This is a genomic window from Prochlorococcus marinus XMU1406 (assembly GCF_017696055.1).
Classification (GTDB): Bacteria; Cyanobacteriota; Cyanobacteriia; order PCC-6307; family Cyanobiaceae; genus Prochlorococcus_A; species Prochlorococcus_A marinus_W.
Map to the genome: position 1 here is coordinate 426,571 of NZ_JAAORG010000001.1, position 25,884 is coordinate 452,454.

Sequence of the window (25,884 nt, forward strand, 5' to 3'; positions counted from 1 at the left end):
CGTCTATTTTACTGTAAAAAATTTAATATGAAAAATCAAAAAAAACTTATTATCCTTACTGGACCAAGCGGGGTGGGTAAAGGAACAATTGTTAAAGAAATATTAGGGAAAGAAAAAAATTTTTGGCTATCAATATCTGCAACCACTAGAGAACCTAGAGAGGGAGAGAAGGACGGAGAAAATTACTACTTTTTAAATCAAGATAAGTTTAAAGAAATGATTGAACAAAAAATGTTCCTTGAATGGGCTCAATTCGCTGGAAACTACTATGGAACGCCTTTGTCTTCTGTTAATGAGAAAATAAAAAAAGGATTTACCGTACTACTTGAAATTGAAGTAGAGGGTGCAAGGCAAATAAAAAATAAGTTTCCTAATTCACTGTCAATATTTTTACTTCCTCCAGATAAAGAAGAGTTAGAAAGAAGAATAAGAAGTAGAGGTACAGAAAAAGAAGAGGCAATTGAAAAAAGACTCTCAAGGGCTAATTATGAGATTGCAGTATCAAATCAATTTGATTTTGCATTAATAAATCACAATGTTGATGAAACAGCAAAAAAAATAATCAAGTTCATAAAAACTTGATTATTTTCTCTTTATCAGCTCATTGGATGAAATAATAAATCTGGGAAAAACCTATTAAATTCAATAATTATTCCAGCCGTAAGGCTTAGCCAAATTGCTGCTACCACTGGGGCAGATCTGACAAATTTTGTGTTTAGAATTTTGAACATTTGTTTTATGAAAGTTTTTTTAAAGATGTTTAGCGAGGACCATTGAGTGTAATATTGTTATCTTTTTCTCTTAAATCTCCATTTCTACCTTGTTTATTAGCTAGAAGAGGCCATTGGGCTCCTTTTACAAGACATTTTCTGGCTAAGTCTAGGTCAATAATGATCTCAAGATCTGCTGGATTCTTAGTCTTTTTTGATTCAATCAGATACTCTCTCCCTGACCAACCTATAATTCCAGCAATATAAATAAACAATACTCCGGGAATAAGTAAATCTCCTTCATGACCTCTATTTAAAAGGGCTCCCCATGGCTCAAGAGGAGGTCCAATTATTAAATGTGGAAGACCATCATCTCCGCATGATGCTTTTCCGTATCTCTCAAATCTTGCGATGTCTTTTTGAGTAGTTGCAGAATTTGCTCTCTCAATGAATTTAGGATTTTCAGAGCATTTTGTGAGGGCTGAAGCTGTATATTCTGTGCTAGCTCTATCTTCGTTTAAGGCAGGCCCATTGGCAGCTAGAGCAATTGGAGTAATTCCGAGGAACAGAAAAACTGAGGTTATGATTGAAAAAAAGAATTTCATAGGTTGCAATCTTTAATTCCTTATAGTGTGATAAGTAAGAAATTAATATTAAAATAGAACAAGTTGAATCAAATATGCACAAAGTTTTAGCTATTGAAACAAGTTGTGATGAGACATCTGTCTCAATAGTTTCTAATACTGGGGATACTTTCAGAATACATTCAAATATAATTGCCTCTCAAATTGAAGATCATTCAAAATGGGGAGGAGTTGTGCCTGAACTAGCAGCTAGAAAGCATTTAGAGTTATTACCTTTTGTTTTAGATAAGGCTTTAGAAGAATCAAAAATCAAAATTGAGGAAGTCGATTATATTGCATCAACTGTAGCTCCTGGATTAGTTGGTTGTTTACGAGTTGGCTCTATAACTGCAAGATCACTTTGCATGTTACATTCAAAACCATTTTTGGGAATTCATCATTTGGAGGGACATTTGTCTTCAATTCTATTTTCAGAAAACTATCCAAAGAAATCTTTTCTTACATTACTTGTTAGCGGCGGGCATACTGAATTGATCAAGGTTGACGATAGAATGGGAATGCAAAGACTTGGGAAAAGTTTTGATGATGCTGCTGGAGAAGCCTTTGATAAGGTTGGCAGACTATTAGGCCTTAGTTATCCAGGAGGTCCGGCAATTGAAAAGATTGCTAAAAATGGGGACCCAATGAAATTCAATTTACCAAAATGTAGGATTTCTGATAAAAAAGGTGGATTTCTTAAATACGATTTCTCTTTTAGTGGTCTTAAAACTGCTGTATTAAGATTAGTTGAGAAAATAAATTTAGATGGGAAGGCCGTTCCAGTTCCTGACATTGCTGCCAGTTTTGAGAGAGTAGTCGCAGAGGTTTTGGTAGAGAGAACTATAAGATGTGCAAAAGATCATTGCTTGGATAATATTGTTGTTGTTGGAGGAGTTGCCGCTAATAATACATTAAGAAAGATGATGATTAGTGAAGCTAGTAAAAAATCTATTAAAGTTCATTTAGCCCCCCTTAATCTTTGTACCGATAATGCGGCGATGATTGGAGCAGCGGCTTTGTTCAGAATCAAATTTAAGGATCATTTAAGTTCACTTAAATTAGGTGTCGCAGGAAGACTATCAATTGAACAAACAAATACCCTTTACGAAGAAAATCCTCCTTTTTAACTTCAATGAACAAACAACCTAAAATCGAGATTAAAGAAACAAAAAACTTCGTGGACAAAAATGAACTAAATTTATGGAAAAGAGGTTTTACCCCTCAAGCTGAGATATGGAATGGAAGGATGGCGACTGTTGGTATAGGAGTAATTTTTATTATTCTTGCTTTAATAAGTCAATTTTCTTAATAGAAATCAAATTTCTTTTAATTAAAAGTAGTTTTGAGAGATTTGATTGGATTCAGTTTTATTCAGCATATTAATTAAATTAAAAAGTTATTGTATTTAATGGACTTGAGATAAGATTATTGATTTAATCAAAATAATTAATATTTTTATTATTTATAATTTTATATGACGCCTGAAAGGCTCGGATTACTTTGGGGAATAACTGTATTTGCAGGTGCTTGTGCTCGATTATTTTCTTCTTTTACAGGATTCCCAAGTGTTGTTATTTTATTGCTTTCTGGATTATTCATTGGAAGATCAGGTTTAGGACTAGTTGAGCCTTTAGATCTCGGGCAAGGGCTTGAAACTATTGTGGGGCTTTTAGTCTGTTTGGTTCTATTTGAAGGGGGACTAAATTTAAAACTGCCTGAGGGGAATATAAGAAATACTGTTTTGAAAATTTCATTAGTAAGACTTTTTATTTCATTATCAGCTGGAATTTTTATTGCTCATTGGTTTGCAGGACTCTCATGGCAAGTTGCAGGAATATATAGCGCCATCGTTCTAGCTACTGGGCCAACAGTTGTCTCTCCATTAGTGGAACAAATAAAATTAGCTTCCCCTCTCTCGGAAGTTTTAAAAGCTGAGGGCTTGTTGCTCGAACCAATTGGTGCAGTGCTGGCATTACTTCTTTTAGAACTGACTTTAGGGGACCTACGCGGGATTAACGATGTATTTATAGCATTAATGCAAAGATTAGGGGGAGGAGTCTTAATTGGATTAAGTGCAGGATGGTTACTATCAGAAATTTTAAAAAAAATAAAAAATGAAGCCTCATTTGGTATAGAGCTTCAAGTTACCCTTGGATTTATTTTCCTTGTGTATGGAATTTGCGAATATTTTTTACCAGAATCAGGTTTGCCGGCCTCTGTCGCGGCAGGTTTTATTGTAGGTAAAAGAGAAGTTATAGATAAGGAGAGATTGGATAATCTAATAGGTGAATTAGCTCAATTAGCAATAACAGTTCTTTTCCCTCTTTTGGCTGCTGACGTTTCTTGGGGTGAATTAAGTCCGCTTGGCTGGGGAGGGTTTGTTTGCGTTTTTATGTTGATGGTAATTGTTCGTCCTATTTCTATATCGATAGCAACAATTGGAAGAGAATTGAACTTAAAAGAAAAAATATTTTTAGCCTGGTTAGCCCCAAGAGGTATTGTTACTGCAGCGGTAGCTTCTCTTTTTTCTATCAGATTGGAGCAGGCTGGTATCCTAGGGGCTGGCCGTCTCCAAGGTTTAGTTTTTCTTACTATATTGATGACAGTAGGAATTCAAGGCCTTTCAGCTAAACCTTTGGCGAATAGGCTTGAATTAGGCAAAAAAAATAATTTAGGTTGATTTAAGACATCTTTCAATTCTAGATATATCAGTTTTATTCTCTGAGAAAAGCTCCCAGCTTTGAATTAAATCCGGCCCACATAGAGATCCAAAAAAGGCTACTCTTAATGATTTCATTAATATACCTTTTTTAACATTATGGATTTTTGAGATTTCATTTATTATTTCTTTTGCTTTATCTTTATCTAGTTTTATAGTATTTTGCTCAATTAAATAATTTAAGATTAATTTTAGAGATTGTTTGCTATCATTATTTTTCAGAAAATCTTGACCTTCTTTTTGAATTGGAGGTATTAAGAAAAATGGTTTTGATTGATCAATGGCATCTTTTAAAAGAGTCATAGAGTCTCTAAGCAAAATTGCTAATTTATAAGCCCAATCTTGAGACGGCGGCAACCAACCATTATCATCCCAGTATTTTTTAATGATCTCAGTTAATTTTATTGATTCCATATTTTTTATATATTGAGAATTAATCCAATTAAGTTTTTCCCAACTGAATTTAGCTCCAGCTTTATTTATGTCTGATAAGTCAAAAATTTCAGATATCTCATCAAGTGAAAGTATTTCTCTGTCAGCAGATTTTGGAGACCAACCTAAAAAGGCCATATAGTTCGATAAGGCCTCTGGTAAATATCCCATATCTCTAAATTCATCGATTGAAGTAACGCAATCTCTCTTAGATAATTTTTTTCCTGCACTATTTAGGATTAGGGGTGTATGTGAAAAAGTTGGCAAATTAAAATTCAATGCTTTATAAATCAATATTTGTTTTGCAGTGTTCGAGATATGGTCTTCACCCCTTACAACATGAGTAATATTCATGAAATTATCATCAACTACAACTGCAAGATTATATAAAGGATCTCCAATCTCATATCCCTTTGCCCTTCTTGATAAAACCAAATCACCACCCAAGTCTTTACCTTGCCATTTGATTTCGCCTCTTATTTGATCTGCCCATTTAATTTCTATTTTTTCATCAATCTTAAACCTTATTACTGAAGTCCTCCCTTGGGATATTAATGTTTCTATTTCTTCTTTTGAAAGACTTCTGTGTCTATTATCGTGCCTTGGAGGTAAACCTTTCTTTTTTTGTTCTTCTCTTAATTTAGAAATTTCATCTTCCGTTGTAAAGCACCTATATGCAGCTCCAGAATCTAATAGCTTTTTAATGAAACTTTTGTGAATCGAAATTCGTTCACTTTGCTTTATAGGTTCTTCATCCCATTTAAGTCCAAGCCATTTTAAGCCCTCTAATATATTTTTTGTATATTTAGATTTAGATCGAAGAAAATCTGTATCTTCTATTCTGATAAGAAATTTTCCGCCTATTTTTTGAGCATACAACCAGTTAAATAAAGCTGTTCGCGCTGTCCCAATATGAAATAAACCCGTTGGACTGGGGGCTAGTCTTAAACGTTTTTCCAAATTTCTTTTAGAAAAAACGGGACCGACGGGATTCGAACCCGCAACTTCCGCCGTGACAGGGCGGTGCTCTAACCAGTTGAACTACGGTCCCAGAGTTTTGTTCTAAATTTATTTAGAACTTCATTCTTAAAATTATCAGATCATAATACTTAATTTATGGTGTTGTAATAAAAAAAATTTATTAATTTGAGGATTTACAGAAATAGTTGGTTTTACAGCTACCTTAGTATAAAAAACTATTTATTTTTGAGGTCTAAAACCAGCAGGTTCTATCAACCTAACTTGATTGCCTCTAGCGGTAAATTCTCTTCCTTGGTCACTTTGTACCACAACTCTCCCACCAGACTTAACTCTGATGACTCTTGCACGAACCCATCCTAAAGCTGCTGATTCTAGGACTTTAACTACGTCCCCGGGTTGAAGGTCTAACTCCATCTTATGAAAAATGATTTACATATTGTTGATCAAACGCGTCGTGGAGGACTTGAACCCCCGACATCAGGTTTTGGAGACCTGCGTTCTACCAACTGAACTAACGACGCATTTAGATGATTATAAGCGCCTTTGTGACCAATAGTTGATTAGATTACAACTTTATCGATCAAAGCGTTGTTTTACGCGAGTAGCTTTTCCTACTCTATCTCTCAGATAGAATAACTTAGCTCTTCTTACTTTACCTCTACGTTCAACTTTTAGAGAGGCAACCTGTGGACTATGTAGCATAAATACTCTTTCAACACCTATACCCTGAAAAATTCTTCTAACTGTAATAGTCTGGTTAATACCTCCATGCCTTTTTGCTATGACAACACCTTCATAAGGTTGAACTCTTTCTTTATTACCTTCTGTAATTTTTACTCCAACTTTAACAGTATCCCCAACATAAATTTCAGGTAATTCTTTTTTTAATTGTTCGTTCTCAAATTCCTTAATTAGATTGGACGGGCTTAAGGTTAGGGTAGTTTCAGAAACCATTTCCCCCCCTTCTTGTTCAACTGCTACATCAACCGATGCGTCAGCCTCAATACCGGTTTCTAATTCCTTCTCTTGTTTCTCTTTGGCCATTTGGGTCTTTTTTATCCTACAAGTTCTATATCTTAACCTTTTGACTCGCCTTTAGTAACCTTTTTGGTAAATGAAATTGTTTTTGAAAACATTTGGAATCCCGTTATGAGCATCCATAAAACTCCAAGGGAATTCAATATTACGTATATAAGTTCTCCATTATCTCCAAGCCATTCGCCCTCATGGAGAGACATTAACCAATGAACTTGTTCTCTAGAGTACCCTAATAAATCTTTTGAAACCCTATAAAGAAGACCGGTAATTGAGGATATAAATAATGGAAGAAAAACCCAGGGCGCCAAAGCCTTATGAAATTGCCTAGAATTAAATAAATTTTTCATTTTTGTTTCTTTCCTATTGTTACTGATAGATTTAAGATAGCCAAGAGAATAATGGCTATTTTGAAGATATTTTTCTACTATTATTATTTATTCCAATGAGACATTTTGCAGATCTTTTGTTAAATAAAAATAATTCCAAGGGTAATGATCAAGTTCCTTTTATTCAGAGAAGAAGAGGAATTGAAATAAAGTCTTCACGTGAAATAAATTTGATGAAAAAATCTAGCAGGATTGTAGCAACTGTTTTGAGGGAAATTAATGACTTAATTAAACCTGGAATGAGTACTAAAGATTTAGATGATTTTGCAGAAAAGAGGATAAGAAGTTTTGGAGCTGTGCCAAGTTTTAAGGGCTACCATGGTTTCCCTTCAAGTATTTGTTCAAGTATCAATAATGAGGTAGTTCATGGAATACCAAATAAAAATAAAATAATTAAAAATGGTGACTTAGTTAAAATTGATACAGGAGCATATTTAGATGGCTTCCATGGAGATAGTTGTATATCAATTTGTGTGGGAGAAGTTAGTCCAAAGGCTCAAAATCTTAGTGATGTAGCCTATAAAGCATTGTATGCAGGGCTTTCGAAAATCAGAGCAGGGAATACACTTTTAGATGTAGCTGGGGAAATCGAAGATATTGTTTTAAAAAATGGTTTTAGTGTTGTGGAAGACTATACAGGTCATGGAGTAGGAAGAAATCTTCATGAAGAACCATCTGTATTTAATTTTCGGACCAAAGAATTGCCCAACGTCGTCCTTCGTGAAGGAATGACATTAGCTGTGGAACCTATTGTTAATGAAGGGACTAAATTTTGCAAAACATTAAATGATAAATGGACCGTAATAACAAAAGATGGAAAATTATCGGCTCAATGGGAGCATACAATAGTTGTTTTAAAAGATGGTATTGAAATATTGACAGATAGAGATTTCTAGACACTATGATTTGTACTTGTAGATAATTTGACAATACAAAAAATTAAAAAACTCTTTCAATGGAAAAACTATGTAGGTAAGAGGGTTAGGACTAACTATTATTAAATATTTTTTTGAATTGGCTAAATTATAAATTTTTTTAGAAACAAATTTGGGACTCATTATTCCGATGGGATTTAGTTCTGATTTAAAAGGCCCTAAGATGATTTTTTTTATTATTAATTTGTTCTTTGTATTTTGATCCAGAAGATTTTTTTTGAAAGAAACTAATTGACCAATAAGGGATTTACTAATCTCATATGAAGGATTTAGGGCTGGGAATATTTCTGCTTCAGATGTGTTTATCCAAATCTCTTTTTTTATTAATGAATCATTGGTTAGAGCAATATCTTCAAATAAATTTAAAAATTTGAATTTGCTTAATGCATTTATCTCTATTGAGTTTTCATAATTGGAATTTGCTCTACTCAAATCATAGATACCATGGTTCAAAATTAAAATGTCTATCTTTTCTAATTGTTTTTTTAATAAAGCCTCTTTCCCACATTCCCATTTAATCCATTCGTTTGGAGATTCAAGATTTATTTCATAATTAGTTTTACTATGAGTAAATCCAATCACTTTATATCCTTTTTGACGAAACAACTTTGTTAATTCTTTCCCTAGCGCACCTGAGGCTCCAGTAATTCCTATAGTTTTTTCGTTGTTGGGTGAATTTATCATTTTGCTTGATTTTTTATGAGATACCAAAGAATTAAAATAAATTTACCAAAAAAAAGAATATTTATTTTTTTATTTGGTTAAAACTCATAAATAAATATTTGTTTAGTTCTGAAAAAAATATTATCTTGAACCTATTGATAAATAATTTTACTAATTATGAGCGATATATTATTAATTGGTTCATGTGAGCCATTTAGTGGTAAGTCTGCAATGGTTCTTGGGATAGCAAAAAAACTTTTACAGAAGAAAAAAAAAGTACGTATAGGAAAACCGCTAGCAACATGTATTGAACTTACTAATCTTCCTTCAATGTCTTATGAAGGATTAATAGATGATGATGTCAAGTTTATTGGATCAACTTTAAATATCGAAGAGGAGAATTTAATTTCTTCAGTAGGATTATTGGATAATATTTCAGCTGAAAAAAGAATCTTCAATAAAGACTTACTCCCAGGAAAAGGTTTTGATCAGATTGAAGAATTGGTTAATGATGATTTTGAAGGCCTGAATATTTTAGAGGCAGCTGGAAGTCTTCATGAAGGTATGATTTATGGCTTAAGTCTGCAACAACTAGCAAAGGATTTAGATGCGAAAGTTTTAATTGTGAATTTATGGGAAGATTGTAAAAGTGTGGATGCATTACTTGATGCGAAAAAACAATTGGGTGAGAAATTGGCTGGAGTTGTATTGAACGGAGTTTTGCCGCAAGAAGTCGAAAAAGTTAAAAATGAAATAGTCCCTTCTCTTAAAGATCTTGATATTGAAGTTTTTGGGGTGATGCCTAAATCACCACTTCTAAGAAGTGTCACCGTCGGTGAGCTTGTAAGAAGACTAGATGCCCAAGTGATTTGTTGTCCTGAAAAAGATCAATTACTTGTTGAGACATTAAGTATTGGTGCAATGGGGGTGAATTCTGCAATGGAATTTTTTAGGAGAAGACGAAATATGGCTGTAGTTACTGGAGCTGATAGAACTGATATCCAACTCGCTGCTTTGGAGGCTTCGACTCAATGCCTGATCCTAACTGGCTTAGGAGACCCTTTGTCACAATTAATTCATAGAGCGGAGGAATTGGAGGTCCCAATTTTAAAGGTGGAATTAGATACTCTTTCCACAGTAGAAATTATTGAACAAGCTTTTGGTCATGTCAGGATTCATGAATCAATTAAAGCGTCTTATGCTATTCAATTAGTTCAAGAGCATGTAAATCTAAAAAGAATTCTCGAAAAGATAGATTTTCCCTGCAATTTTTCAGATAAATGCTAATTTCAAATATAGGAACTTTATTATTTTGAGTCGCTCTCTAGATCTACCAGCAACTGAAGGTGTTGATGCCTTAGCTCAAGAACTTGCAAAACTCCAAGATAATGGGAAAAGGAGAATTGCTTTTTTAGGTACTAGACATGTACCGGTTGTTGATATCCACTTAATTGAGCTGATAGCAAGGTCTTTAGCAGAGGAAGGACATAATATCCTTACTTCTGGATCTCAAGGTGTCAATGCAGCGGTTATTCGAGCTGTCTTAGATATTAATCCATCATTATTAACTGTCTTATTGCCACAAAGTCTTGATAGACAAATACCGGAAATAAAGGAACAACTTGAGAGGGTTATGCATTTGGTTGAAAAAAGTGAAAATGATGAATTACCTTTGCCACTTGCAAGCAGTCTTTGCAATCAGGAAATAATTACTAGGTGCGATCAATTAATATGCTTTGCCTTTCACGATAGTGAAACTTTGCTAAATAGTTGTAGATGCGCGGAAGAAATGGGGAAAGTGGTTAGTTTGTTATTTTTTGATTAAATTAATCCATTTTCCCTTATTAAAAGATGATTTATGCTAATAATATTTAGCGTTAAACAAATTTACTATGGCAGAAAGTTTTTCATTTGATGTAGTTTCTGATTTTGATAGACAGGAATTAGTCAACACTTTGGATCAAGTAAAAAGAGAAATTTCACAACGTTATGATCTGAAGGGTACAGACACTTCAGTTGATTTAGATAAAGAAAATATTATAATAATCACTAACAGCGAGTTAACCTTAAATGCTGTTAATGACATAATTAGACAAAAGGCAATAAAAAGAAACTTATCTTTAAAAATATTTGACTACGGTGAAATTGAAATTGTTAGTGGTAATAGAATAAAACAGACAATTTTATTAAAGCAAGGAATTAAGCAAGAAATTGCAAAAAAAATCAGTAAAAACATTAGAGATCAAATAAAAAAAATTAATGTCAGCATCAATGGAGAAACACTCAGAGTTGCTAGTAAGAGCAAAAATGATCTTCAATTAGCAATTAAGCTTGTTTGTGAGTTGGAAGAGTCTTTTAATATTCCTCTAAAAGCAAATAACTTTAGATAAGATCTTTAATAAGATTATTTTAAAGTATGTCAGATTATTCAGAATCTCTCATTAAATCATTGATTAATAAAGTAAAAGAATATCCTCGTTTTTCAAACAAAGAAATAGAGAAATTTTGTTGGATGGCGGTACATGAGTATAAGCATGGAGTTTTACCTTCTGAATATGACATTAGGGAGATAGATGAGGAACTTTATTTAGAACTTTTGCAAGAATTTAAATCAAATATCAAGTAAATAATTTCTATATTAGATTTTACAATTATTAAAAAAATATTTTAATTAAATGCCTTATTAATGCACTAATTAGTCTATTTAAATATGATTAATTAAAAGAAAAAATTTAATGTCTACATCCTTTAAAAATGTCACGCCAACAGGTCCTGGTGGAACAGCAACATTATTGATTGTTTTGTCTTTTACTGGTTTTCTTTTGCTCACCCAATCTCTCTTTGTTGTTCCTTCTGGACAAGTTGCAGTTATTACAACACTAGGGAAAGTCAGTGGCCCCTCTAGGAGAGCTGGTTTAAACTTTAAAATTCCATTTGTTCAGTCTGTATATCCATTCGATATAAAAACCCAAGTTCAACCCGAAAAATTTGAAACTTTAACTAAAGATCTGCAAGTGATTAGGGCTACAGCTACTGTTAAGTATTCAGTAAAACCTAACGAAGCAGGAAGGATCTTCGCAACGATTGCAAGTAGAAATAGTGATGTTTATCAAAAAATTGTTCAGCCATCTTTGCTAAAAGCTTTAAAATCAGTCTTTTCTCAATATGAGCTAGAAACAATTGCTACTGAATTCGCAGTAATTTCTGAAAAAGTAGGTGACACTGTTGCACAAGAACTTAACTCATTTGATTATGTAGATGTTAAAAGTTTAGATCTTACTGGATTAGAGATTGCTGAAGAATATAGAGCTGCGATCGAACAAAAGCAAATAGCCGGTCAGCAATTACTAAGAGCAAAAACAGAAGTTGAAATTGCTGAACAAGAAGCACTTAGATATGAGACATTAAATAGAAGTCTCGACGATCAGGTCCTTTTCAAATTATTTCTCGACAAATGGGATGGTAGTACACAAGTTGTACCTGGCCTGCCGGGCTCTGAAGGAAGTGGCCCCCCAGTAATAGTTGGCGGTAGAAGATAATTATTTAAATTAATATTTCTAAAAGTTTAATCATTTACTAATTTTTCTTTAAGGAAATTAACAGTAAATGATTATTTCTTTATTGCATTAAAAGATTCGTCAAAAGCCTCGATAGTTTTATCAATTTCTTCTTCGTTGTGAGCTAGCGATGTGAAACCGGCTTCAAAAGGACTTGGGGCTAAATAAATTCCTCGTCGAAGCATTTCTCTATGCAACTTACCAAAAAGTTCGGCATCATTTGTTTTGGCTTCATCAAAGTTCCTTACTGGCCCATCACATAAGAAAAATCCAAACATAGCGCTTACACTTCCACCATTAATAGCTATACCGTTATTTTCTGCAGACTGAATTATCCCTTCAATTAATCTAGAAGTTGTTGCATCAAGTTTATCGTATGTACCATCTTGTTTGAGCAGTTCAAGAGTTTTTATTCCAGCAGTCATTGCGAGTGGATTACCGCTCAAAGTGCCCGCTTGGTAAACAGGTCCTGAAGGAGCTACCATGGACATTATTTCTTTCTTGCCTCCATAGGCTCCAACAGGTAGGCCTCCACCAATTACTTTCCCAAGGGTGGTTAAATCAGGAGTTACTCCAAACTTTTCTTGTGCGCCTCCATAACTTATTCTGAATCCAGTCATTACTTCGTCAAAAACTAATAGGGATCCATTCTCAGTTGTTAATTCTCTTAATCCTTCCAAGAAACCAGGTTCTGGAGTAATAAATCCAGCATTGCCAACGATAGGCTCAAGAATAACTCCCGAAATGGCATCAGGGTTTTCAGAAAATAATTTTTTTACTGCTTCAAGGTCATTGTAGGGAGCAGTAAGTGTGTTGGCAGTTGTCGTCCGTGGAACACCTGGAGAATCTGGCAAACCTAGAGTAGCCACACCTGATCCTGCTTTCACTAAAAACATATCTGCATGACCGTGATAGCAACCGTCAAATTTAATAACTTTATCTCTTCCAGTAAATGCTCGCATAAGTCTCAAAACAGCCATGCATGCTTCAGTTCCACTATTAACGAATCTAACCATTTCTACAGATGGGACTGCATCAATTACCATTTCAGCAAGTTTATTCTCTAGAACGCATGGAGCACCAAAGCTCGTGCCTTTCTCAATTGCTTCCTGTAATGCTGTTGTAACTTCAGGGTGGGCATGTCCACATATAGCTGGCCCCCAACTTCCTATATAGTCAATATATCTATTTCCATCAATATCCCAAGCAAAAGGACCTTTGACTCTATCAAAAACTATTGGCTGGCCTCCTACTGACTTAAAAGCTCTTACTGGAGAGCTTACTCCTCCTGGCATTAGTTGTTGGGCGGCGGAGAAAATCTCTTCTGATTTGGTGTATTTTAATATGTCAGTCACAATTTAGATAAATGATGTTTTGAGAAAAATTTTGTCATGTTCTAAATTAGAAATAAGTAAAAATTTTGTCAATTAGATTGAAATTCTACATTATGATATTTTTATTGCGATAGTTTGGATTGTAAATTATTAATTTTAAAGAAATAATGATAAAAAACAATTCTATTTTGGATAACTCTTTATTTATAAGCGTTTTCAGGCACTAAAGAAATTTAATTTATTTTATTTATATTTCGAAGAAATTATCCTCATCCTCAAAAAAATTTTCATTTATTTCGTTTAAGTTAAGATCTATCATTACTGGGGCATGATCACTTGGACGCAAATTTCCTCTAGGTGAGCTGTCTATAACAGAACTTTTAAGTTTTGATGACAGTTCTTTGCTGATATAAATGTGGTCTATTCTCCAACCTTTATTTAATTCAAATGCATTATTACGGTAATCCCACCAACTCCAATGGCCAGTATTTTGTTCAAAAATCCTGAAAGAATCTATTAATCTTTTTTTCAGAACATTATTTAGTGCATTTCTCTCTATCTCAGATGCCATTATTCCGCCTTCATATTTCATTGGATCATGAATATCCAAGTTAGATGGAGCAACATTAAAATCACCCATTAGACAAATTAATTCTCCTTTTTGTTCTTGCTCATCCAGAAATGAAGCTAAACAATTTAACCAATTAATTTTGTATTCGAACTTACTAGATTCTAAAGAAGATCCGTTTGGCACATAGACATTTATGATTTTAATACCATTAATATCTGCAGAAATTAATCTTTTTTGATCTAGGAAAATTTCGATATTTTGATTAGATTCGGTACAACCATAGAATCCTTTTTTAACATTTTCTGGCTTTATTTTAGAGACAATAGCCACACCATTGTATGACTTTTGTCCGTAGACCTCTACGGAGTATCCTAATTTTTCAAAAGGTTCAACAGGGAAACTATTATCCATCACTTTTGTTTCCTGCAAACACAGAATATCTGGATTAACCTGATTAATCCAATCTATTATTTGTGAAAGTCTGGTTCTTATAGAGTTAACATTCCAAGTTGCTATTAACAAATTTCTACTAAAATATGTAAAATTAAGTTAGCAAAGAATTTTGGTGTTAAAGAATTTTGAAATTAAATAAAATGAAAAATTATTTTTGCAAAAGCCTTCCTAAACCAATAACTTTTGTAATTTTTTTTATTTTGTTAAATTCCTTAAAAGGTAATTACCTAAATGCTGAATATTTATTTAAAGAATTAGAAATTGATACCTCAACTAAAACAGAAGATGATAGTTCAGTTATTCCGACCAATCCTTTTGAACTTGTGGAAATGATTCGAAGACAAAATAGTATGAATGATGCGACTAATCCTTCTGATGCTATTGATGATGCGTTAAAGTCTTTTAATAGTCTGGAGGGAAAACAAGAAATTTAATACGATAAATTGTTATTTTCAAATTTTTAATATGTTAAAAAACCCTATCCCAAAAGTTACTAACCAATTGCAGCACAGAGCAATCGGAATTATTAATGGTAAATTTACTCCCCATGGTATTGAACAATTAAATAGGGGCTTTTTAATTGATAATAAAGGCGAAAAAATTGAAACAGTAGTACTAGGTAAAGCATTATCACTTTTAAAAAAGCATATTGATTTAAAGAAAAATTATTATTGGATTGTTTATCCAAAGAATAAAAATACTGAAAACTTACATTTACAGGTTGCAGGCATCTGGGATCCTTATCAATTGAATGATTTCCCAAATGATTCTTCAAACACTAACTTCTCTAAATTATTAGAAGAATTAGATCTAAAAGACAATTATTTTTCTGTTAGAGGAGAATTAGTTTTTGTTAACACTAAAAAGAAAGAAATTGTTATTAAAGTTTGCTCAGCTATAAAGTCAAAAAATTTAAAAAACAAAAATTTTAAATTGGTTATAAAAGGAGAGCTTTCTCTTGAACTTCTTCATAGTTTTGTAAGTTTAGATATCAACAGAAATGGAAATTCTTTGGAATTAATAAAGTACGAAGTGATTGAAAAAAATCTTTCTTAAAATAACTAGAATGAAAGGTTGATTCCACCGCAATTTTACCAAATAAGAAATCTTTGATTTATGGAAGATGTTTTAATTGAATGTTCTCCTGGTATCTCTGGAGATATGTTGTTAGGAGCTTTTTATGATTTAGGGGTGCCTAAAAAAGTCATTGAACAACCACTTATTGATCTTGGATTAAAGGATCTATATCAACTAGAGTTTAAAGAATCAAAAAGTTGTTCAATAAGAGGTGTCAAGGCAAAGGTTGAGAATATTGATGGTAGTACTATCAAAAGAAATTGGAGAAGTATTAAAGAACTTATTTTAAATGGCCACTTAGAGGATAAATTAAAAAAATTAATTTATGAAGTTTTTGAATCTTTAGCAATTGCCGAAGGAAAAGTACATGGTATCAAGTCTGAGGATGTTCATTTTCATGAAATTGGAGCTATAGATTCATTGGTGGATATCATTGGAGTATGTGCTGCATTAAAGTATTTAAATCCAAAGAAGGTTTATTGTAATGAACCAATGTTGGGGAAAGGTTTTGTTCAGACTGAACATGGAAAATTATCTGTACCACCTCCTGCTGTAATAGAGCTAGTAAGACAAAAAAATATTAAGGTTTTATCAAACCGTGACTCAATAGAGGGCGAACTCTCAACACCTACTGGCATTGCTTTGATTGCTAATTTAGTCGACTCTCTAGAAGTCCCATCAAAATATTCTATTAACTCTTATGGAGTAGGAATTGGTAACCTAAAATTTCCATTCCCTAATTTGGTAAGAGTTTATAAAGTTACTTCATTTGAGGTTTCTTCTTTTAATGAACAGATTAATCCAAAGTGTGAAGATATATCTGTTCAAGAAGCATGGATTGATGACCAAACACCCGAAGATATATCTAATTTTGTAGAAAAACTAAGAATTGAGGGAGCTTACGACGTTTCTTATCAAGCTATCAATATGAAAAAAAATAGAATTGGTTTTTCTATTCAAGCAATCTTGCCCATAGAGAAAAAAGAATTTTTTAGGCGATTATGGTTTGATTATTCCAACACTATTGGGGTTCGTGAAAGGACCCAATCTAGGTGGATATTACTTAGACGCAGAGGAGAATGTTCAACTACTTTTGGAAATATAAAAGTTAAACAAACTTTGAAACCAGATGGATCTATAACCTTGAAACCAGAAAATGATGAGGTTTTGAGATTGAAATTAAAGCATAAAATATCAACTTACGAAATAAGAAAAATAATAAAAGAGTCAAGTAAGAACTTTAAAGCATTTGAAAACTGGAAATGAGATTTAATAAAAGTAATCAAACATATTGGAAATTTCTTAAAAAAATTAATTTTGGTGGTTTGAAGAGTATTTTTTTTATTTTAAGCCTTTTATATTTTTGCATTTATTTTTTTTATAATATTGATCAAATTTCTTTTGTTATCAATTTAGAAAAAAATGGAATTGATTTCTTTTTATCATTTTTATGTTGTGTTTTAAGTGTCTATCTTAACGCTTGTGCATGGAAATATATAGTTAAATGGTTCGGGAAAGAATTTAAAAGTAATAACCTAGTCTCTTTTTATGTTTTAACCAATATTCTTAAATACGTTCCAGGAGGGGTTTGGCATTTTGTTGAAAGATTTAATTTTATAAAAAAAATAAGTAATCCCCAGATTGCTTTGTATTCGACACTTATAGAACCTTATTTTATGTTGAGTGCATCTTTTCTCTTGGCAACAATGGGATTGATTTATTCACCACTTTATTTTTTTTTAATTTTTCCTTTAGTATTCTTAAATAGGAAATTAATTTATCTTGTATTAAAAAGAATAGGGTCTCTTAAGGGCAAATTATTTAAGGTTTTGAGACTTCCAAATTCAAAGGACCAATTTGAAGAGAGAATAAATATAATTTCTTTTTTCCCTACTCGAGCTTTATTACTTGAAATTGGTTTTGTTTTATCTAAATTTTTTGGTTTTTATATTTGCTTAAATACTTTTTATACAAGTAACACTCTGAACAGCATATTTTTATTAGTTATCTTTTCTTTATCATGGTCTTTAGGCTTAGTAGTCCCAACAGCTCCAGGAGGAGTTGGAGTTTTTGAAGCTTGCCTCCTATTTTTGGTTGGCAAAAGTATTCCTCAAAATATAATTCTCATTACCTTAATTTATTTTAGGATTATATCAACCTCGGCAGATTTGTTGTTAAGCTTCCCTTTTTTAATAAGAAAACTTTCTAAAAGAATTTAGTTTTTTTTCTCCAAACTTGGTATCAATGTAATTGATGCAATAAGGCCTAAAGTCATGATAAGAATGGCTGGTAATATTGCCTCTACCATTCTTTCATCTCCAGCATATTGATATATTCTCACGGATAATGTATCAAAATCGAATGGTCTTAAAATAAAGGTTATGGGTAATTCTTTTATCGTGTCTACAAAGACTAAAAGTGAGCCTACGAATATTGGACCCTGTAGAAGAGGGAGATGAATTCTTTTGATGATTCCCAGCCAATCCTCTCCTAATCCAAGTGCTGCTTCATCAAGACTAGGAGAGATTCTCTCAAGGCTTGAATCAATAGAACCCTTAGAAATAGTTAGAAATCTGACAAGATAACCCCAAATAAGTAAGCAAATTGCAATGAAATTAAATTTTGAAGAAGCAATGCTTATTAAAGATAAAGCTAATACAGTGCCTGGAATTGCGTAACCTATTCCAGCAATGTTTGTTATTAGTCCTAGCAAAAAGCTTTTATTTGGGCGTCTGGCTAATGAAATTATTAAGGAGAATAGCATCGTTATTAATGCAGTAAAAAATCCTAGACTAATTGTCCTGAATGATAGAGTAAATAATTCTGCAGATAACCCTTTTTCAATTTGATCGATATTGAGCAGAACCCATAAACATGGAATTCCAAAAGAGAAAATTGGAGGAAATAAAGATATGGTTATTGCTAAAAGAGCTCTAGTTCTTTTTAATTCCCACCCTTGAGAATCTTTTGATGCAGGATTTTCACTCCACCTCTTTGATTTTCTTCTCGAAAATTTTTCAAAAATAATTAAAGTGAAAATTATTATTAAGGCTACCAAAGATAGTCCAATAGCACTTTTTGGGTTTCCCTCAATTATCCAATTTTCGGCTATACCTGTAGAAATACTTGGAATATTTAATAATGCAAATGTACCTAACTCATTCATTATTTCCATACACATTAAACTTATTCCTGTTATTAGTGCTGGTAACGCCATTGGGAAAGCGATTTTAAAGAAGCTCCACCATGGCCCAACTCCTAATCCTCTACTAGCGTTGATTTGGTTAACTCCAAATTTATTAAAACTTTCGTTGGCAAGAATGAATACATATGGATAAGTAGAAATTGAAAGTATTAATACTCCCCACCATAATCCTGTTACTTGATACCCAAAAATACTTCCTAAATCCTGCAAAATAGCTGTAATTAAGTATGCTGGGGCGGCTAGTGGAATTAGCTGGCAAATTCGGAGAACTTTTCTGAACTTAAAATCACAATTTGAAAGTAACCATCCATTCAAAGTGCCTAATCCTCCCCCAAACAAACTAGTGAGAACTAAAACTTTTAAAGTTTCTAATACCTCTTCTCCTCCAGCAATACCTAATGAAAAATTCCCACTTAAAACATATTGGACTCCTTCAAGAAGAAAATTGGAAATTGGAATGATTACTAAGAGTGCAAAAATAAACGAAGTAAAATAAAAAAGTTTTAATTCGGTTACTGCTTTTTTGAATCCTTTAATAAGTATTTTCAAAAATTAATTAAACCCTAAAATGTTTACTCTAATCTGTACTAAATCTACACGATGAAAGTTGATTCTTAATAGTTTGATGATCTAAGTTTTTCCCTATTAATACTATCTTGTTAGATTTTTCTTTTGTCCATTCTTCATCATCTAGAGAAAATCGTTTTCCAGATAGGTGAAAAATATGTTTCCTTTCACTTTCCATAAACCATAATATTCCTTTCGCCCTAAATACATTTTGTGAGATTTGATTATCTAAGAAATATTGAAACTTCCTCAAGGAAAATGGTTCAAATGTCTCATAAGAAACTGATGTAAACCCTTCTATATTATTGACCAAATCGTGTGAATGAGAAGAGTGATCGTGTGAATGTGAAGAGTGATCGTGTGAATGTGAAGAGTGATTGTGTGAATGAGAAGAGTGATCGTGTGAATGAGAAGAGTGATCGTGTGAATGAGAAGAGTGATCGTGTAAATTGTCTTTTACATCTTCTTTATCCTTATCGTATTTAAAAGTATCTGTTTCAAATAGACCTACACTCATTATTGTTTGTAATCCAACTTCACTATTTGTTGATCTCAATATTCTTGGTTCTTTTTTTATATTATTTATAAATTTTTCGACTTTCTTTAATTGTTCTTCGTTGACTAAATCACATTTATTTAGGAGAAGGATGTCTCCGTATAAAATCTGAGCATAGGCGACACTCGTATTATTAATTTCAAAATCAAAATTTTCTCCATCAATAACAGTGATAATTGAATCTAATCTTACTTTTTCTCGAAGATCTCCAGCTGCAAAAGTCATGGCTACTGGTAGCGGATCTGCTAGCCCAGTAGTCTCAACAATCAAATAGTCTATTTTTTCAGATCTTTCTAAAACTTTGGATACAGTATTTAATAATTCACCATTAATTGAGCAACATATACAGCCATTATTTAATTCGATCATATCTTCTGAGCCTTCTATTATTAAGTCATTATCTATTCCTATCTCTCCAAATTCATTAACCAAAACAGCTGTTTTAAGACCAACTTGATTTTTTAAAATATGATTTAAAAGTGTAGTTTTGCCAGAACCTAAAAATCCACTAATAATCGTAACAGGTAATAACTTTTTAGACATTTTGACGAATTTTTTTTAATTAATAAATTTAAATTTTTAATTTTATTGATCGAAAACTTTATTTATTTCTAAAGCTAATGTTTGATCGAGATTTGTTAAGCCACCCAAATCATGTGTACTTAACCTAATTATTACTTTTGAATAAACGTTTTCCCAGGCAGGATGATGGTTATATTTTTCGCAGATTAAAGCGATTTTAGTCATAAATGAGAAGGCTTCAATAAAATTTGAAAATTTAAATTCTTTTTGAATTTGTCCATCGTTAATTTCCCAGCCGGGTATTTTGACAACTAATTCCTTCAATTCTTCATCTTGCAATAGGTAAGGTTCCATTAGATGTTTGGTATTAGTTTTAATTAATTACATTATAAATATTTTGTCTTTTCTCACCAATTATATGTACATTTAATATCCTTTTTTTTTGATCAAATCTATGTTCCCATAAATATATTGCTTGCCATGTACCAAGCATAATATTGCCATCCTGAAAACTTAGAGATAAACAAGTATTGGTTAAGGATGTTTTTATATGTGCAGGCATATCGTCAGCTCCTTCTTGATAATGTTTATAAGAAATTTCTTCTCTATTTTTTGATAATGTTAAGTAGGAATTATATGGGACTATGGATTGCATATATTTTTTTAAGTCTTTTAGAACGTTTGGATCAGCATTCTCATTAATAGTTAAGCTGCAACTGGTATGAAGTGAAGTTAAATTTAAAATTCCTGAATCAAAATTATTTTTTTCTATAAATAAATTTAATTCATTTGTTATGTCAATAAAACCCTCACCATGAGTAATAAATTCTAATTTTGAAAATATTTGTTCCATATAAGTTAAAACTAAATTAATTAATATTCTATTATGGATAAACAATGTACGTTTTATTCAAACATCAAAATTTTTATCTTAAAATGAATTTAATTTATATATAAATTTTTGGCTGAAATTCAATGGAATAAGCTAGGAGCTTATCTTAAAGAAACTCAAATATTAGGTTCAATCCAAAATACACTTTATTGGGATCAGAATACCACGATGCCAAAGAAAGGAGCTTCTTGGAGATCTGAACAACTTACCTATATTGCAAAAATCTTGCATAGAAGAAATTCTTCTGAAGAATTATCTAATTTAATACAATCTGCTAAAAATGAATTATTAGATAATGAAAATTCTGATGATCAAGCCTTTATTAAAGCTAAAAAAAGAAACATTAATCTTTTAATAAAGGAATTTAATAAAGCGAAAAATTTAGATCCTAAGTTAGTTGAGGCTTTAGCAAAGGCAAAATCTGAAGGATATGAAAGTTGGCAAGAAGCTAAGAAAAAATCAGATTTTAAAGTTTTTCTCCCATTCTTTGAAGAACTAGTCAAATTACGAATTGAAGAGGCAAAACAAATATCAGATCAATATTCACCATGGGAAACTCTAGCCCAACCCTTTGAGCCTGAATTAACTTTAAAGTGGTTGAATAAAATGTTTCAGCCTTTGAAAGACACTCTCCCAGAGTTGATTAGAGGAATTAATAGATCTAAGAAATTTCACTGGGATTTAAGTCCAGAATCTCAACATAATTTATGTTCTAAATTACTTGATGAGTTTGGGAGAGATAAAGATCTAGTTGTTGTTGGTAAATCTCCCCACCCTTTTTCGATTACATTAGGGCCTAATGATTATAGGATTACGTCAAGAATTGTTGAAGGTGAACCATTATCAAGTTTTTTAGCAACTGCACATGAATGGGGACATTCGATTTATGAGCAAGGTCTGCCATCACAAAGTCATCAATGGTTTGCTTGGCCTTTAGGTCAAGCAACTTCTATGGGTATACATGAAAGTCAATCATTATTTTGGGAAAATAGAATAGTTAAATCCAAATCTTTTTCGAAAAGATTTTTTAAAAAATTTGTTTCAGCTGGATGTACATTAAATAATTATTTTGAACTCTGGAAATCTATTAATCATTTGGAAGCAGGATTAAATAGGGTTGAGGCAGATGAATTGACCTATGGATTACACATTCTAATTAGAACCGAACTTGAAATAGATTTAATTGAGAGGGGCTTACCTGCTAAGGATATTCCAGAGGAATGGAATAAAAGATATGGTGAACTTTTAGGAATAAAGCCATCTAATGATTCAGAAGGTTGTCTTCAAGATGTTCATTGGAGTGAAGGTGCATTTGGATATTTCCCTTCATATTTGCTAGGTCATCTTATAAGCGCGCAAATATCTTCTCAAATGGAGAGAGATATTGGTTTGATAGATGATTTAATCCAAAATGGTGAATATCATAAAATCATCTTTTGGTTACGAAATAATGTTCATAAATATGGCAGATCAGTTAATTCTATGGAATTGATAAGAACGGTAACTGACAAAGAACTATCACCAAAGTATTTTATTAGTCATTTAAGGTCTAAAATAAATGATTTTTGATGAAACATTACTTTACAGAATTTGGTTTAGCGTGAGGATGTAGGATAAATAAAAATTATTTCTTGATGGCAAACCTTAATCAACCCCCAAGTAGGGTTATACCAAATTTATTGCATATACTAAATGCTTTCACTGACAGCTCGAATACAATAATTAACACTATTGTTGAATTGAACTCTAACACCATAAATAAATATGAATTAATTACAGAAACGGGTCACCTTAAACTTGATAGGGTAGGTTATTCTTCACTTGCTTATCCTTTTGCTTATGGATGTATACCAAGGACATGGGATGAAGATGGAGATCCACTTGATGTCGAAATTGTTAGTGTAACTGAGCCATTGATACCTGGATCTATTGTGGAGGCAAGGATTATTGGGGTGATGAAATTTGATGACGGTGGAGAGGTCGATGATAAGGTAATAGCGGTTCTCGCAGATGATAAAAGAATGGATCATATCTCTAGTTATGAAGACCTTGGAGAGCATTGGTTAAAAGAAACAAAGTATTATTGGGAGCACTACAAAGATCTAAAAAAACCTGGAACATGTACTGTTAATGGTTTTTTTGGGATAGAGGAAGCTGTTAAAGTGATTAAAGATTGTGAAGAGAGATACAAAAAAGAAATTGATCCTAAATTAGTAAATTAACTAATTTTTGTTTTCTCTAAATTCCTCAAATATTTCATTGAGTATTTTGTCGGCACCTTGGAGCTTTAATTTTTTTGCTAGTTCTATGCCTACTAGTTCAGGGGCATTAATATTGCCAATAACTTGATCTTTTATTAACCTTTCTCCATCAAGAGAGGCTACCATACCAGTAAGGTAAAGTAGTCCATTATCAATATTACTATTAACTCCTATTGGAACTTGGCATCCACCCTCAAGTTCTCTTAAAAAAGCTCTTTCTGCAAGACATCTTTGACTAGTGGGTTTATCTTCTAAGACATTTATGATTTCTAAAATTTTGTTATCGTCAGATTTACATTCAATGCCTAGAGCTCCTTGGCCAACGGCATGAAGGGAAATTTCACTTGGAATAATCTGGTGAATTCTTGATTCAAAGCCTAATCTTTTTAAACCAGCGGCCGCAAGAATTATACAATCAAATTCTCCGGCATCTAATTTTTCTATTCTTGTAATAACATTTCCCCTGATATCTTTGAAAACAAGATGTGGGTACTTATTTCTTAATTGTGCAAGTCTCCTTAGAGAGCTTGTTCCTACAATCGAACCTTTAGGTAAGGTTTCTAATTTATAACTGTCATTTTTTTTGCTTACTACTAAAGCATCTGCAGGATCTTCCCTTTTTGTAATGCATCCTAATTTCAGGCCATTAGGCAAATTGGTGGGTAAATCTTTCAGTGAATGTACTGCTATATCTGCATGGCCTACGAGCATTTGTGCTTCAAGTTCTTTTGTGAATAAGCCTTTGTCGCCTATTTTTGCTAACGCTACATCTAGGATTTTGTCACCTTGAGTTGCCATGGCTTCTATAGATACCTCTAAATTGGGAATATTCCTCTCTAGTTGATCTTTAACCCATAAAGTTTGAACCATTGCTAGTTTGCTTCTTCTACTAGCTATTTTCAGCTTAAAATTAGTCATTAAATATTATTTTGAGTTTAAATTAAAATAAAGTCGAATCTATTTTAAGCTATTCTTTAGCAAGTTTCTAAAGCTGAAAATTATACTTAACTTTTTTTATTTTATATATTCTTTTAAAACCCCATTTCGATTTGGATGTCTAAGTTTTCTAAGAGCTTTTGCTTCTATTTGTCTAATTCTTTCTCTCGTCACATCAAAAATTTGGCCAATTTCTTCAAGAGTTTTCATTCTTCCATCATCAATTCCATATCTCAATCTGAGAACATCTCTTTCCCTTGGACTTAGAGTGGCCAATACTCCTTCCAAATCTTCTCTTAATAAAGTTTTAGAAACATCTTGTTCTGGATTTTCTATATCAGCCTCTATAAAGTCTCCGAGTCTTGAGTCTTCTTCTTTTCCTATTGGAGTTTCTAAAGAAATAGGAAGCTGCGCACTTTTAGCTATAAATCTTAATTTTTCAATTGTCATTTCCATACTCTCAGCGATTTCTTCTTCACTAGGTTTCCTGCCAAATTCTTGGCTAAGAACTTTTGTAGTTTTTTTAATTCTTGATATTGTCTCGTATAAGTGAACTGGCAGTCTAATAGTTCTACTTTGATCTGCAATTGCTCTTGTAATGGCTTGGCGAATCCACCAAGTTGCGTATGTGGAGAACTTGTAACCTTTCTCATGGTCAAATTTTTCCGCTGCCCTAATAAGGCCCAAACTTCCTTCTTGGATTAAGTCTTGAAATGATAAACCTCTATTCATATATTTTTTAGCAATGGAAACAACCAATCTTAAATTTGATTGAACCATTTTTTCTTTAGCTCTCCTACCTAAAAGAAGTCTTCTTCGAAATTTGGCAAGAGGCATATCTATTAACTCAGCCCATTCTCTAACTGATGGGAAATGTCCTTTCTCTGATTCATATTGAGTTGCCAGTTCTTCTAATTGAAGTAAGTCAGCAATTTTTCTGGCAAGTTCAATTTCTTCATCTGGTCTTAAAAGTCTGATTCTTCCAATTTCTTGGAGATAAACTCTAATTGAATCTTCAGTGTAGATACCTTTTGGGCCAAGCTTAATATTCCCAAGCCCTTTATCTTCTTCTTCAGAATCATTAAATTCATTAGTATTTTCAATACTGCTTTCGTTTAATTTAGAAGATGTCTCTAAACTTTGAACATTTTTATTACTATCCTCTTCAACTACTGTTCCTAAGTTTGTATTAATTTTTTTATTGATCTTTTTTTTTGAGCTGGGGTTGGAATTCTTTGATTCAGCTGCTACTGGACACATGATTTACTCCTTTCTACGGTGAATTTAACTAGATAAAATTTTATTTAGGGCTAATTTGTACATTTAGTAGTAAATTTCCCCGTTAATTTGTAAAAGAACTTTTTAAGGAATTTGAATAAAAAAGTTTTTTAAACTGTTGAAAAATTTAAATAGTGTTATAGATTACCTAAAGTAAAAAGCCTTGGGATTTCTCAGACAGGCAGATC

31 protein-coding genes and 2 tRNA genes are annotated in these 25,884 nt (G+C 32.4%); 16 read left to right on the forward strand and 17 right to left on the reverse strand.

The window, feature by feature from the left end; translation table 11 throughout:
- Positions 1-27 precede the first annotated feature (27 nt).
- Positions 28-582 (forward strand): guanylate kinase, encoded by a 555-nt coding sequence (gmk, locus tag HA149_RS02450; protein ID WP_209112696.1) that lies wholly within the window; start codon positions 28-30, stop codon positions 580-582.
- Positions 583-596: 14 nt separating this feature from the next.
- Here the strand turns inward: gmk and psaJ are convergent, their stop codons facing one another.
- On the reverse strand, positions 597-731 hold the full coding sequence (gene psaJ / locus HA149_RS02455) for a photosystem I reaction center subunit IX (RefSeq protein WP_011862490.1): 135 nt from the start codon (positions 729-731) through the stop codon (positions 597-599).
- A 29-nt stretch (positions 732-760) separates the two neighbouring features.
- Positions 761-1,315: a Photosystem I reaction center subunit III gene (locus HA149_RS02460; protein ID WP_209112698.1), complete on the reverse strand. Its 555-nt coding sequence runs from the start codon at positions 1,313-1,315 to the stop codon at positions 761-763.
- Between the two features lie 74 nt (positions 1,316-1,389).
- Between HA149_RS02460 and tsaD the strand changes: the two genes are divergently transcribed.
- The 3 genes from tsaD to HA149_RS02475 all read left to right on the forward strand — a co-directional run bounded on the left by tsaD (position 1,390) and on the right by HA149_RS02475 (position 4,013).
- On the forward strand, positions 1,390-2,460 hold the full coding sequence (gene tsaD, locus HA149_RS02465) for a tRNA (adenosine(37)-N6)-threonylcarbamoyltransferase complex transferase subunit TsaD (RefSeq protein ID WP_209112700.1): 1,071 nt from the start codon (positions 1,390-1,392) through the stop codon (positions 2,458-2,460).
- A gap of 5 nt (positions 2,461-2,465) precedes the next feature.
- Positions 2,466-2,642, forward strand: coding sequence for a high light inducible protein (locus HA149_RS02470; protein ID WP_209112702.1), 177 nt, complete (start codon positions 2,466-2,468; stop codon positions 2,640-2,642).
- 165 nt (positions 2,643-2,807) lie between these two features.
- Positions 2,808-4,013, forward strand: coding sequence for a cation:proton antiporter (locus HA149_RS02475; RefSeq protein ID WP_209112704.1), 1,206 nt, complete (start codon positions 2,808-2,810; stop codon positions 4,011-4,013).
- Here HA149_RS02475 and gltX read toward each other — a convergent pair.
- The 6 genes from gltX to HA149_RS02505 form a co-directional block, all read right to left on the reverse strand.
- On the reverse strand, positions 4,005-5,444 hold the full coding sequence (gene gltX / locus HA149_RS02480; RefSeq protein WP_209112706.1) for a glutamate--tRNA ligase: 1,440 nt from the start codon (positions 5,442-5,444) through the stop codon (positions 4,005-4,007). The two genes, HA149_RS02475 and gltX, sit on opposite strands and share 9 nt — an antisense overlap.
- A 17-nt stretch (positions 5,445-5,461) precedes the next feature.
- Positions 5,462-5,535: transfer RNA gene (locus HA149_RS02485), tRNA-Asp, on the reverse strand.
- Between the two features lie 149 nt (positions 5,536-5,684).
- Positions 5,685-5,879, reverse strand: a complete 195-nt coding sequence (locus HA149_RS02490; RefSeq protein ID WP_002807701.1) for a hypothetical protein — start codon at positions 5,877-5,879, stop codon at positions 5,685-5,687.
- 34 nt (positions 5,880-5,913) lie between these two features.
- Positions 5,914-5,986, reverse strand: a tRNA-Trp gene (locus HA149_RS02495).
- Positions 5,987-6,038: 52 nt separating this feature from the next.
- Complete coding sequence (gene rplS, locus HA149_RS02500) at positions 6,039-6,509, reverse strand: 50S ribosomal protein L19 (protein WP_245154653.1); 471 nt, start codon at positions 6,507-6,509, stop codon at positions 6,039-6,041.
- A 32-nt stretch (positions 6,510-6,541) separates the two neighbouring features.
- A complete protein-coding gene (locus tag HA149_RS02505; RefSeq protein WP_209112708.1) occupies positions 6,542-6,850 on the reverse strand; it encodes a PepSY domain-containing protein in 309 nt (102 codons plus the stop codon).
- A 95-nt stretch (positions 6,851-6,945) separates the two neighbouring features.
- On the opposite strand from HA149_RS02505, the gene map reads away from it, so the two are divergent.
- Positions 6,946-7,785, forward strand: coding sequence for a type I methionyl aminopeptidase (gene map / locus HA149_RS02510; protein ID WP_209112710.1), 840 nt, complete (start codon positions 6,946-6,948; stop codon positions 7,783-7,785).
- Positions 7,786-7,788: 3 nt separating this feature from the next.
- On the opposite strand, the gene HA149_RS02515 is transcribed toward map, so the two are convergent.
- Complete coding sequence (locus tag HA149_RS02515) at positions 7,789-8,508, reverse strand: SDR family oxidoreductase (protein ID WP_209112712.1); 720 nt, start codon at positions 8,506-8,508, stop codon at positions 7,789-7,791.
- A gap of 156 nt (positions 8,509-8,664) precedes the next feature.
- On the opposite strand from HA149_RS02515, the gene HA149_RS02520 reads away from it, so the two are divergent.
- The 5 genes from HA149_RS02520 (at position 8,665) to HA149_RS02540 (ending at position 12,026) form a co-directional block, all read left to right on the forward strand.
- On the forward strand, positions 8,665-9,774 hold the full coding sequence (locus tag HA149_RS02520) for a phosphotransacetylase family protein (protein WP_209112714.1): 1,110 nt from the start codon (positions 8,665-8,667) through the stop codon (positions 9,772-9,774).
- A 25-nt stretch (positions 9,775-9,799) separates the two neighbouring features.
- Complete coding sequence (locus tag HA149_RS02525; protein WP_209112716.1) at positions 9,800-10,312, forward strand: DNA recombination-mediator protein A; 513 nt, start codon at positions 9,800-9,802, stop codon at positions 10,310-10,312.
- A 67-nt stretch (positions 10,313-10,379) separates the two neighbouring features.
- Positions 10,380-10,877, forward strand: coding sequence for a YajQ family cyclic di-GMP-binding protein (locus tag HA149_RS02530; RefSeq protein WP_209112718.1), 498 nt, complete (start codon positions 10,380-10,382; stop codon positions 10,875-10,877).
- A 26-nt stretch (positions 10,878-10,903) separates the two neighbouring features.
- A complete protein-coding gene (locus HA149_RS02535; protein ID WP_209112720.1) occupies positions 10,904-11,113 on the forward strand; it encodes a hypothetical protein in 210 nt (69 codons plus the stop codon).
- 109 nt (positions 11,114-11,222) lie between these two features.
- Positions 11,223-12,026: a prohibitin family protein gene (locus HA149_RS02540; protein WP_209112722.1), complete on the forward strand. Its 804-nt coding sequence runs from the start codon at positions 11,223-11,225 to the stop codon at positions 12,024-12,026.
- A 71-nt stretch (positions 12,027-12,097) separates the two neighbouring features.
- On the opposite strand, the gene hemL is transcribed toward HA149_RS02540, so the two are convergent.
- Together hemL and xth are read right to left on the reverse strand one after the other, a co-directional pair.
- Positions 12,098-13,399 carry a glutamate-1-semialdehyde 2,1-aminomutase gene (gene hemL / locus HA149_RS02545; RefSeq protein ID WP_209112724.1) on the reverse strand — a complete coding sequence of 434 codons (1,302 nt, stop codon included), beginning with the start codon at positions 13,397-13,399 and terminating at the stop codon, positions 12,098-12,100.
- 226 nt (positions 13,400-13,625) lie between these two features.
- Entirely contained in the window at positions 13,626-14,471 is an 846-nt protein-coding gene (gene xth, locus HA149_RS02550; protein WP_209112726.1) for an exodeoxyribonuclease III, read from the reverse strand.
- A 71-nt stretch (positions 14,472-14,542) separates the two neighbouring features.
- On the opposite strand from xth, the gene HA149_RS02555 reads away from it, so the two are divergent.
- From HA149_RS02555 to HA149_RS02570, 4 genes are read left to right on the forward strand one after another with little or no spacing between them, the layout of a single operon-like run.
- Positions 14,543-14,836, forward strand: coding sequence for a hypothetical protein (locus HA149_RS02555; RefSeq protein WP_209112728.1), 294 nt, complete (start codon positions 14,543-14,545; stop codon positions 14,834-14,836).
- Positions 14,837-14,867: 31 nt separating this feature from the next.
- Entirely contained in the window at positions 14,868-15,458 is a 591-nt protein-coding gene (locus HA149_RS02560) for a hypothetical protein (protein WP_209112730.1), read from the forward strand.
- A gap of 60 nt (positions 15,459-15,518) precedes the next feature.
- Positions 15,519-16,745: a nickel pincer cofactor biosynthesis protein LarC gene (gene larC, locus HA149_RS02565; RefSeq protein ID WP_209112733.1), complete on the forward strand. Its 1,227-nt coding sequence runs from the start codon at positions 15,519-15,521 to the stop codon at positions 16,743-16,745.
- Complete coding sequence (locus HA149_RS02570) at positions 16,742-17,698, forward strand: lysylphosphatidylglycerol synthase domain-containing protein (RefSeq protein ID WP_209112735.1); 957 nt, start codon at positions 16,742-16,744, stop codon at positions 17,696-17,698. The genes larC and HA149_RS02570 overlap by 4 nt, the downstream gene beginning before the upstream one ends.
- On the opposite strand, the gene HA149_RS02575 is transcribed toward HA149_RS02570, so the two are convergent.
- The 4 genes from HA149_RS02575 to HA149_RS02590 are packed head-to-tail and all read right to left on the reverse strand — an operon-like array spanning position 17,695 to position 21,182.
- Positions 17,695-19,233 carry an ABC transporter permease gene (locus HA149_RS02575; RefSeq protein ID WP_209112737.1) on the reverse strand — a complete coding sequence of 513 codons (1,539 nt, stop codon included), beginning with the start codon at positions 19,231-19,233 and terminating at the stop codon, positions 17,695-17,697. The genes HA149_RS02570 and HA149_RS02575 overlap by 4 nt on opposite strands.
- Positions 19,234-19,261: 28 nt before the next feature.
- The gene (locus tag HA149_RS02580; RefSeq protein WP_209112739.1) at positions 19,262-20,350 is read right to left on the reverse strand and encodes a CobW family GTP-binding protein; all 1,089 of its coding nucleotides are present in this window, start codon (positions 20,348-20,350) and stop codon (positions 19,262-19,264) included.
- A 42-nt stretch (positions 20,351-20,392) separates the two neighbouring features.
- Complete coding sequence (locus HA149_RS02585) at positions 20,393-20,683, reverse strand: 4a-hydroxytetrahydrobiopterin dehydratase (RefSeq protein ID WP_209112741.1); 291 nt, start codon at positions 20,681-20,683, stop codon at positions 20,393-20,395.
- Positions 20,684-20,702: 19 nt separating this feature from the next.
- Complete coding sequence (locus HA149_RS02590; RefSeq protein ID WP_209112742.1) at positions 20,703-21,182, reverse strand: secondary thiamine-phosphate synthase enzyme YjbQ; 480 nt, start codon at positions 21,180-21,182, stop codon at positions 20,703-20,705.
- A 108-nt stretch (positions 21,183-21,290) separates the two neighbouring features.
- Here HA149_RS02590 and HA149_RS02595 point away from each other — a divergent pair, with 108 nt between their 5' ends.
- Both HA149_RS02595 and HA149_RS02600 read left to right on the forward strand, forming a co-directional pair.
- Positions 21,291-22,790, forward strand: coding sequence for a carboxypeptidase M32 (locus HA149_RS02595; protein ID WP_209112744.1), 1,500 nt, complete (start codon positions 21,291-21,293; stop codon positions 22,788-22,790).
- 65 nt (positions 22,791-22,855) lie between these two features.
- Positions 22,856-23,443 carry an inorganic diphosphatase gene (locus HA149_RS02600; RefSeq protein ID WP_209112746.1) on the forward strand — a complete coding sequence of 196 codons (588 nt, stop codon included), beginning with the start codon at positions 22,856-22,858 and terminating at the stop codon, positions 23,441-23,443.
- On the opposite strand, the gene hemC is transcribed toward HA149_RS02600, so the two are convergent.
- Complete coding sequence (gene hemC / locus HA149_RS02605; protein WP_209112748.1) at positions 23,444-24,400, reverse strand: hydroxymethylbilane synthase; 957 nt, start codon at positions 24,398-24,400, stop codon at positions 23,444-23,446.
- 96 nt (positions 24,401-24,496) lie between these two features.
- Positions 24,497-25,678, reverse strand: a complete 1,182-nt coding sequence (gene rpoD, locus HA149_RS02610) for an RNA polymerase sigma factor RpoD (protein WP_209112750.1) — start codon at positions 25,676-25,678, stop codon at positions 24,497-24,499.
- Between the last annotated feature and the right edge of the window lie 206 nt (positions 25,679-25,884).

What these genes read in the sequence shown, in the direction of transcription:
- HA149_RS02515 (WP_209112712.1), bottom strand. Translation starts at nt 8,508, where the DNA reads ATGATAAATTCACCCAACAACGAAAAAACTATAGGAATTACTGGAGCC.
- HA149_RS02520 (WP_209112714.1), top strand. Translation starts at nt 8,665, where the DNA reads ATGAGCGATATATTATTAATTGGTTCATGTGAGCCATTTAGTGGTAAG.
- HA149_RS02535 (WP_209112720.1), top strand. Translation starts at nt 10,904, where the DNA reads ATGTCAGATTATTCAGAATCTCTCATTAAATCATTGATTAATAAAGTA.
- HA149_RS02590 (WP_209112742.1), bottom strand. Translation starts at nt 21,182, where the DNA reads ATGGAACAAATATTTTCAAAATTAGAATTTATTACTCATGGTGAGGGT.
- HA149_RS02540 (WP_209112722.1), top strand. Translation starts at nt 11,223, where the DNA reads ATGTCTACATCCTTTAAAAATGTCACGCCAACAGGTCCTGGTGGAACA.
- hemC (WP_209112748.1), bottom strand. Translation starts at nt 24,400, where the DNA reads ATGACTAATTTTAAGCTGAAAATAGCTAGTAGAAGAAGCAAACTAGCA.
- HA149_RS02585 (WP_209112741.1), bottom strand. Translation starts at nt 20,683, where the DNA reads ATGGAACCTTACCTATTGCAAGATGAAGAATTGAAGGAATTAGTTGTC.
- HA149_RS02460 (WP_209112698.1), bottom strand. Translation starts at nt 1,315, where the DNA reads ATGAAATTCTTTTTTTCAATCATAACCTCAGTTTTTCTGTTCCTCGGA.
- HA149_RS02475 (WP_209112704.1), top strand. Translation starts at nt 2,808, where the DNA reads ATGACGCCTGAAAGGCTCGGATTACTTTGGGGAATAACTGTATTTGCA.
- HA149_RS02490 (WP_002807701.1), bottom strand. Translation starts at nt 5,879, where the DNA reads ATGGAGTTAGACCTTCAACCCGGGGACGTAGTTAAAGTCCTAGAATCA.
- HA149_RS02555 (WP_209112728.1), top strand. Translation starts at nt 14,543, where the DNA reads ATGAAAAATTATTTTTGCAAAAGCCTTCCTAAACCAATAACTTTTGTA.
- tsaD (WP_209112700.1), top strand. Translation starts at nt 1,390, where the DNA reads ATGCACAAAGTTTTAGCTATTGAAACAAGTTGTGATGAGACATCTGTC.
- HA149_RS02470 (WP_209112702.1), top strand. Translation starts at nt 2,466, where the DNA reads ATGAACAAACAACCTAAAATCGAGATTAAAGAAACAAAAAACTTCGTG.
- HA149_RS02580 (WP_209112739.1), bottom strand. Translation starts at nt 20,350, where the DNA reads ATGTCTAAAAAGTTATTACCTGTTACGATTATTAGTGGATTTTTAGGT.
- rpoD (WP_209112750.1), bottom strand. Translation starts at nt 25,678, where the DNA reads ATGTGTCCAGTAGCAGCTGAATCAAAGAATTCCAACCCCAGCTCAAAA.
- map (WP_209112710.1), top strand. Translation starts at nt 6,946, where the DNA reads ATGAGACATTTTGCAGATCTTTTGTTAAATAAAAATAATTCCAAGGGT.
- HA149_RS02570 (WP_209112735.1), top strand. Translation starts at nt 16,742, where the DNA reads ATGAGATTTAATAAAAGTAATCAAACATATTGGAAATTTCTTAAAAAA.
- HA149_RS02600 (WP_209112746.1), top strand. Translation starts at nt 22,856, where the DNA reads ATGGCAAACCTTAATCAACCCCCAAGTAGGGTTATACCAAATTTATTG.
- rplS (WP_245154653.1), bottom strand. Translation starts at nt 6,509, where the DNA reads ATGGCCAAAGAGAAACAAGAGAAGGAATTAGAAACCGGTATTGAGGCT.
- HA149_RS02505 (WP_209112708.1), bottom strand. Translation starts at nt 6,850, where the DNA reads ATGAAAAATTTATTTAATTCTAGGCAATTTCATAAGGCTTTGGCGCCC.
- larC (WP_209112733.1), top strand. Translation starts at nt 15,519, where the DNA reads ATGGAAGATGTTTTAATTGAATGTTCTCCTGGTATCTCTGGAGATATG.
- HA149_RS02560 (WP_209112730.1), top strand. Translation starts at nt 14,868, where the DNA reads ATGTTAAAAAACCCTATCCCAAAAGTTACTAACCAATTGCAGCACAGA.
- psaJ (WP_011862490.1), bottom strand. Translation starts at nt 731, where the DNA reads ATGTTCAAAATTCTAAACACAAAATTTGTCAGATCTGCCCCAGTGGTA.
- gmk (WP_209112696.1), top strand. Translation starts at nt 28, where the DNA reads ATGAAAAATCAAAAAAAACTTATTATCCTTACTGGACCAAGCGGGGTG.
- HA149_RS02530 (WP_209112718.1), top strand. Translation starts at nt 10,380, where the DNA reads ATGGCAGAAAGTTTTTCATTTGATGTAGTTTCTGATTTTGATAGACAG.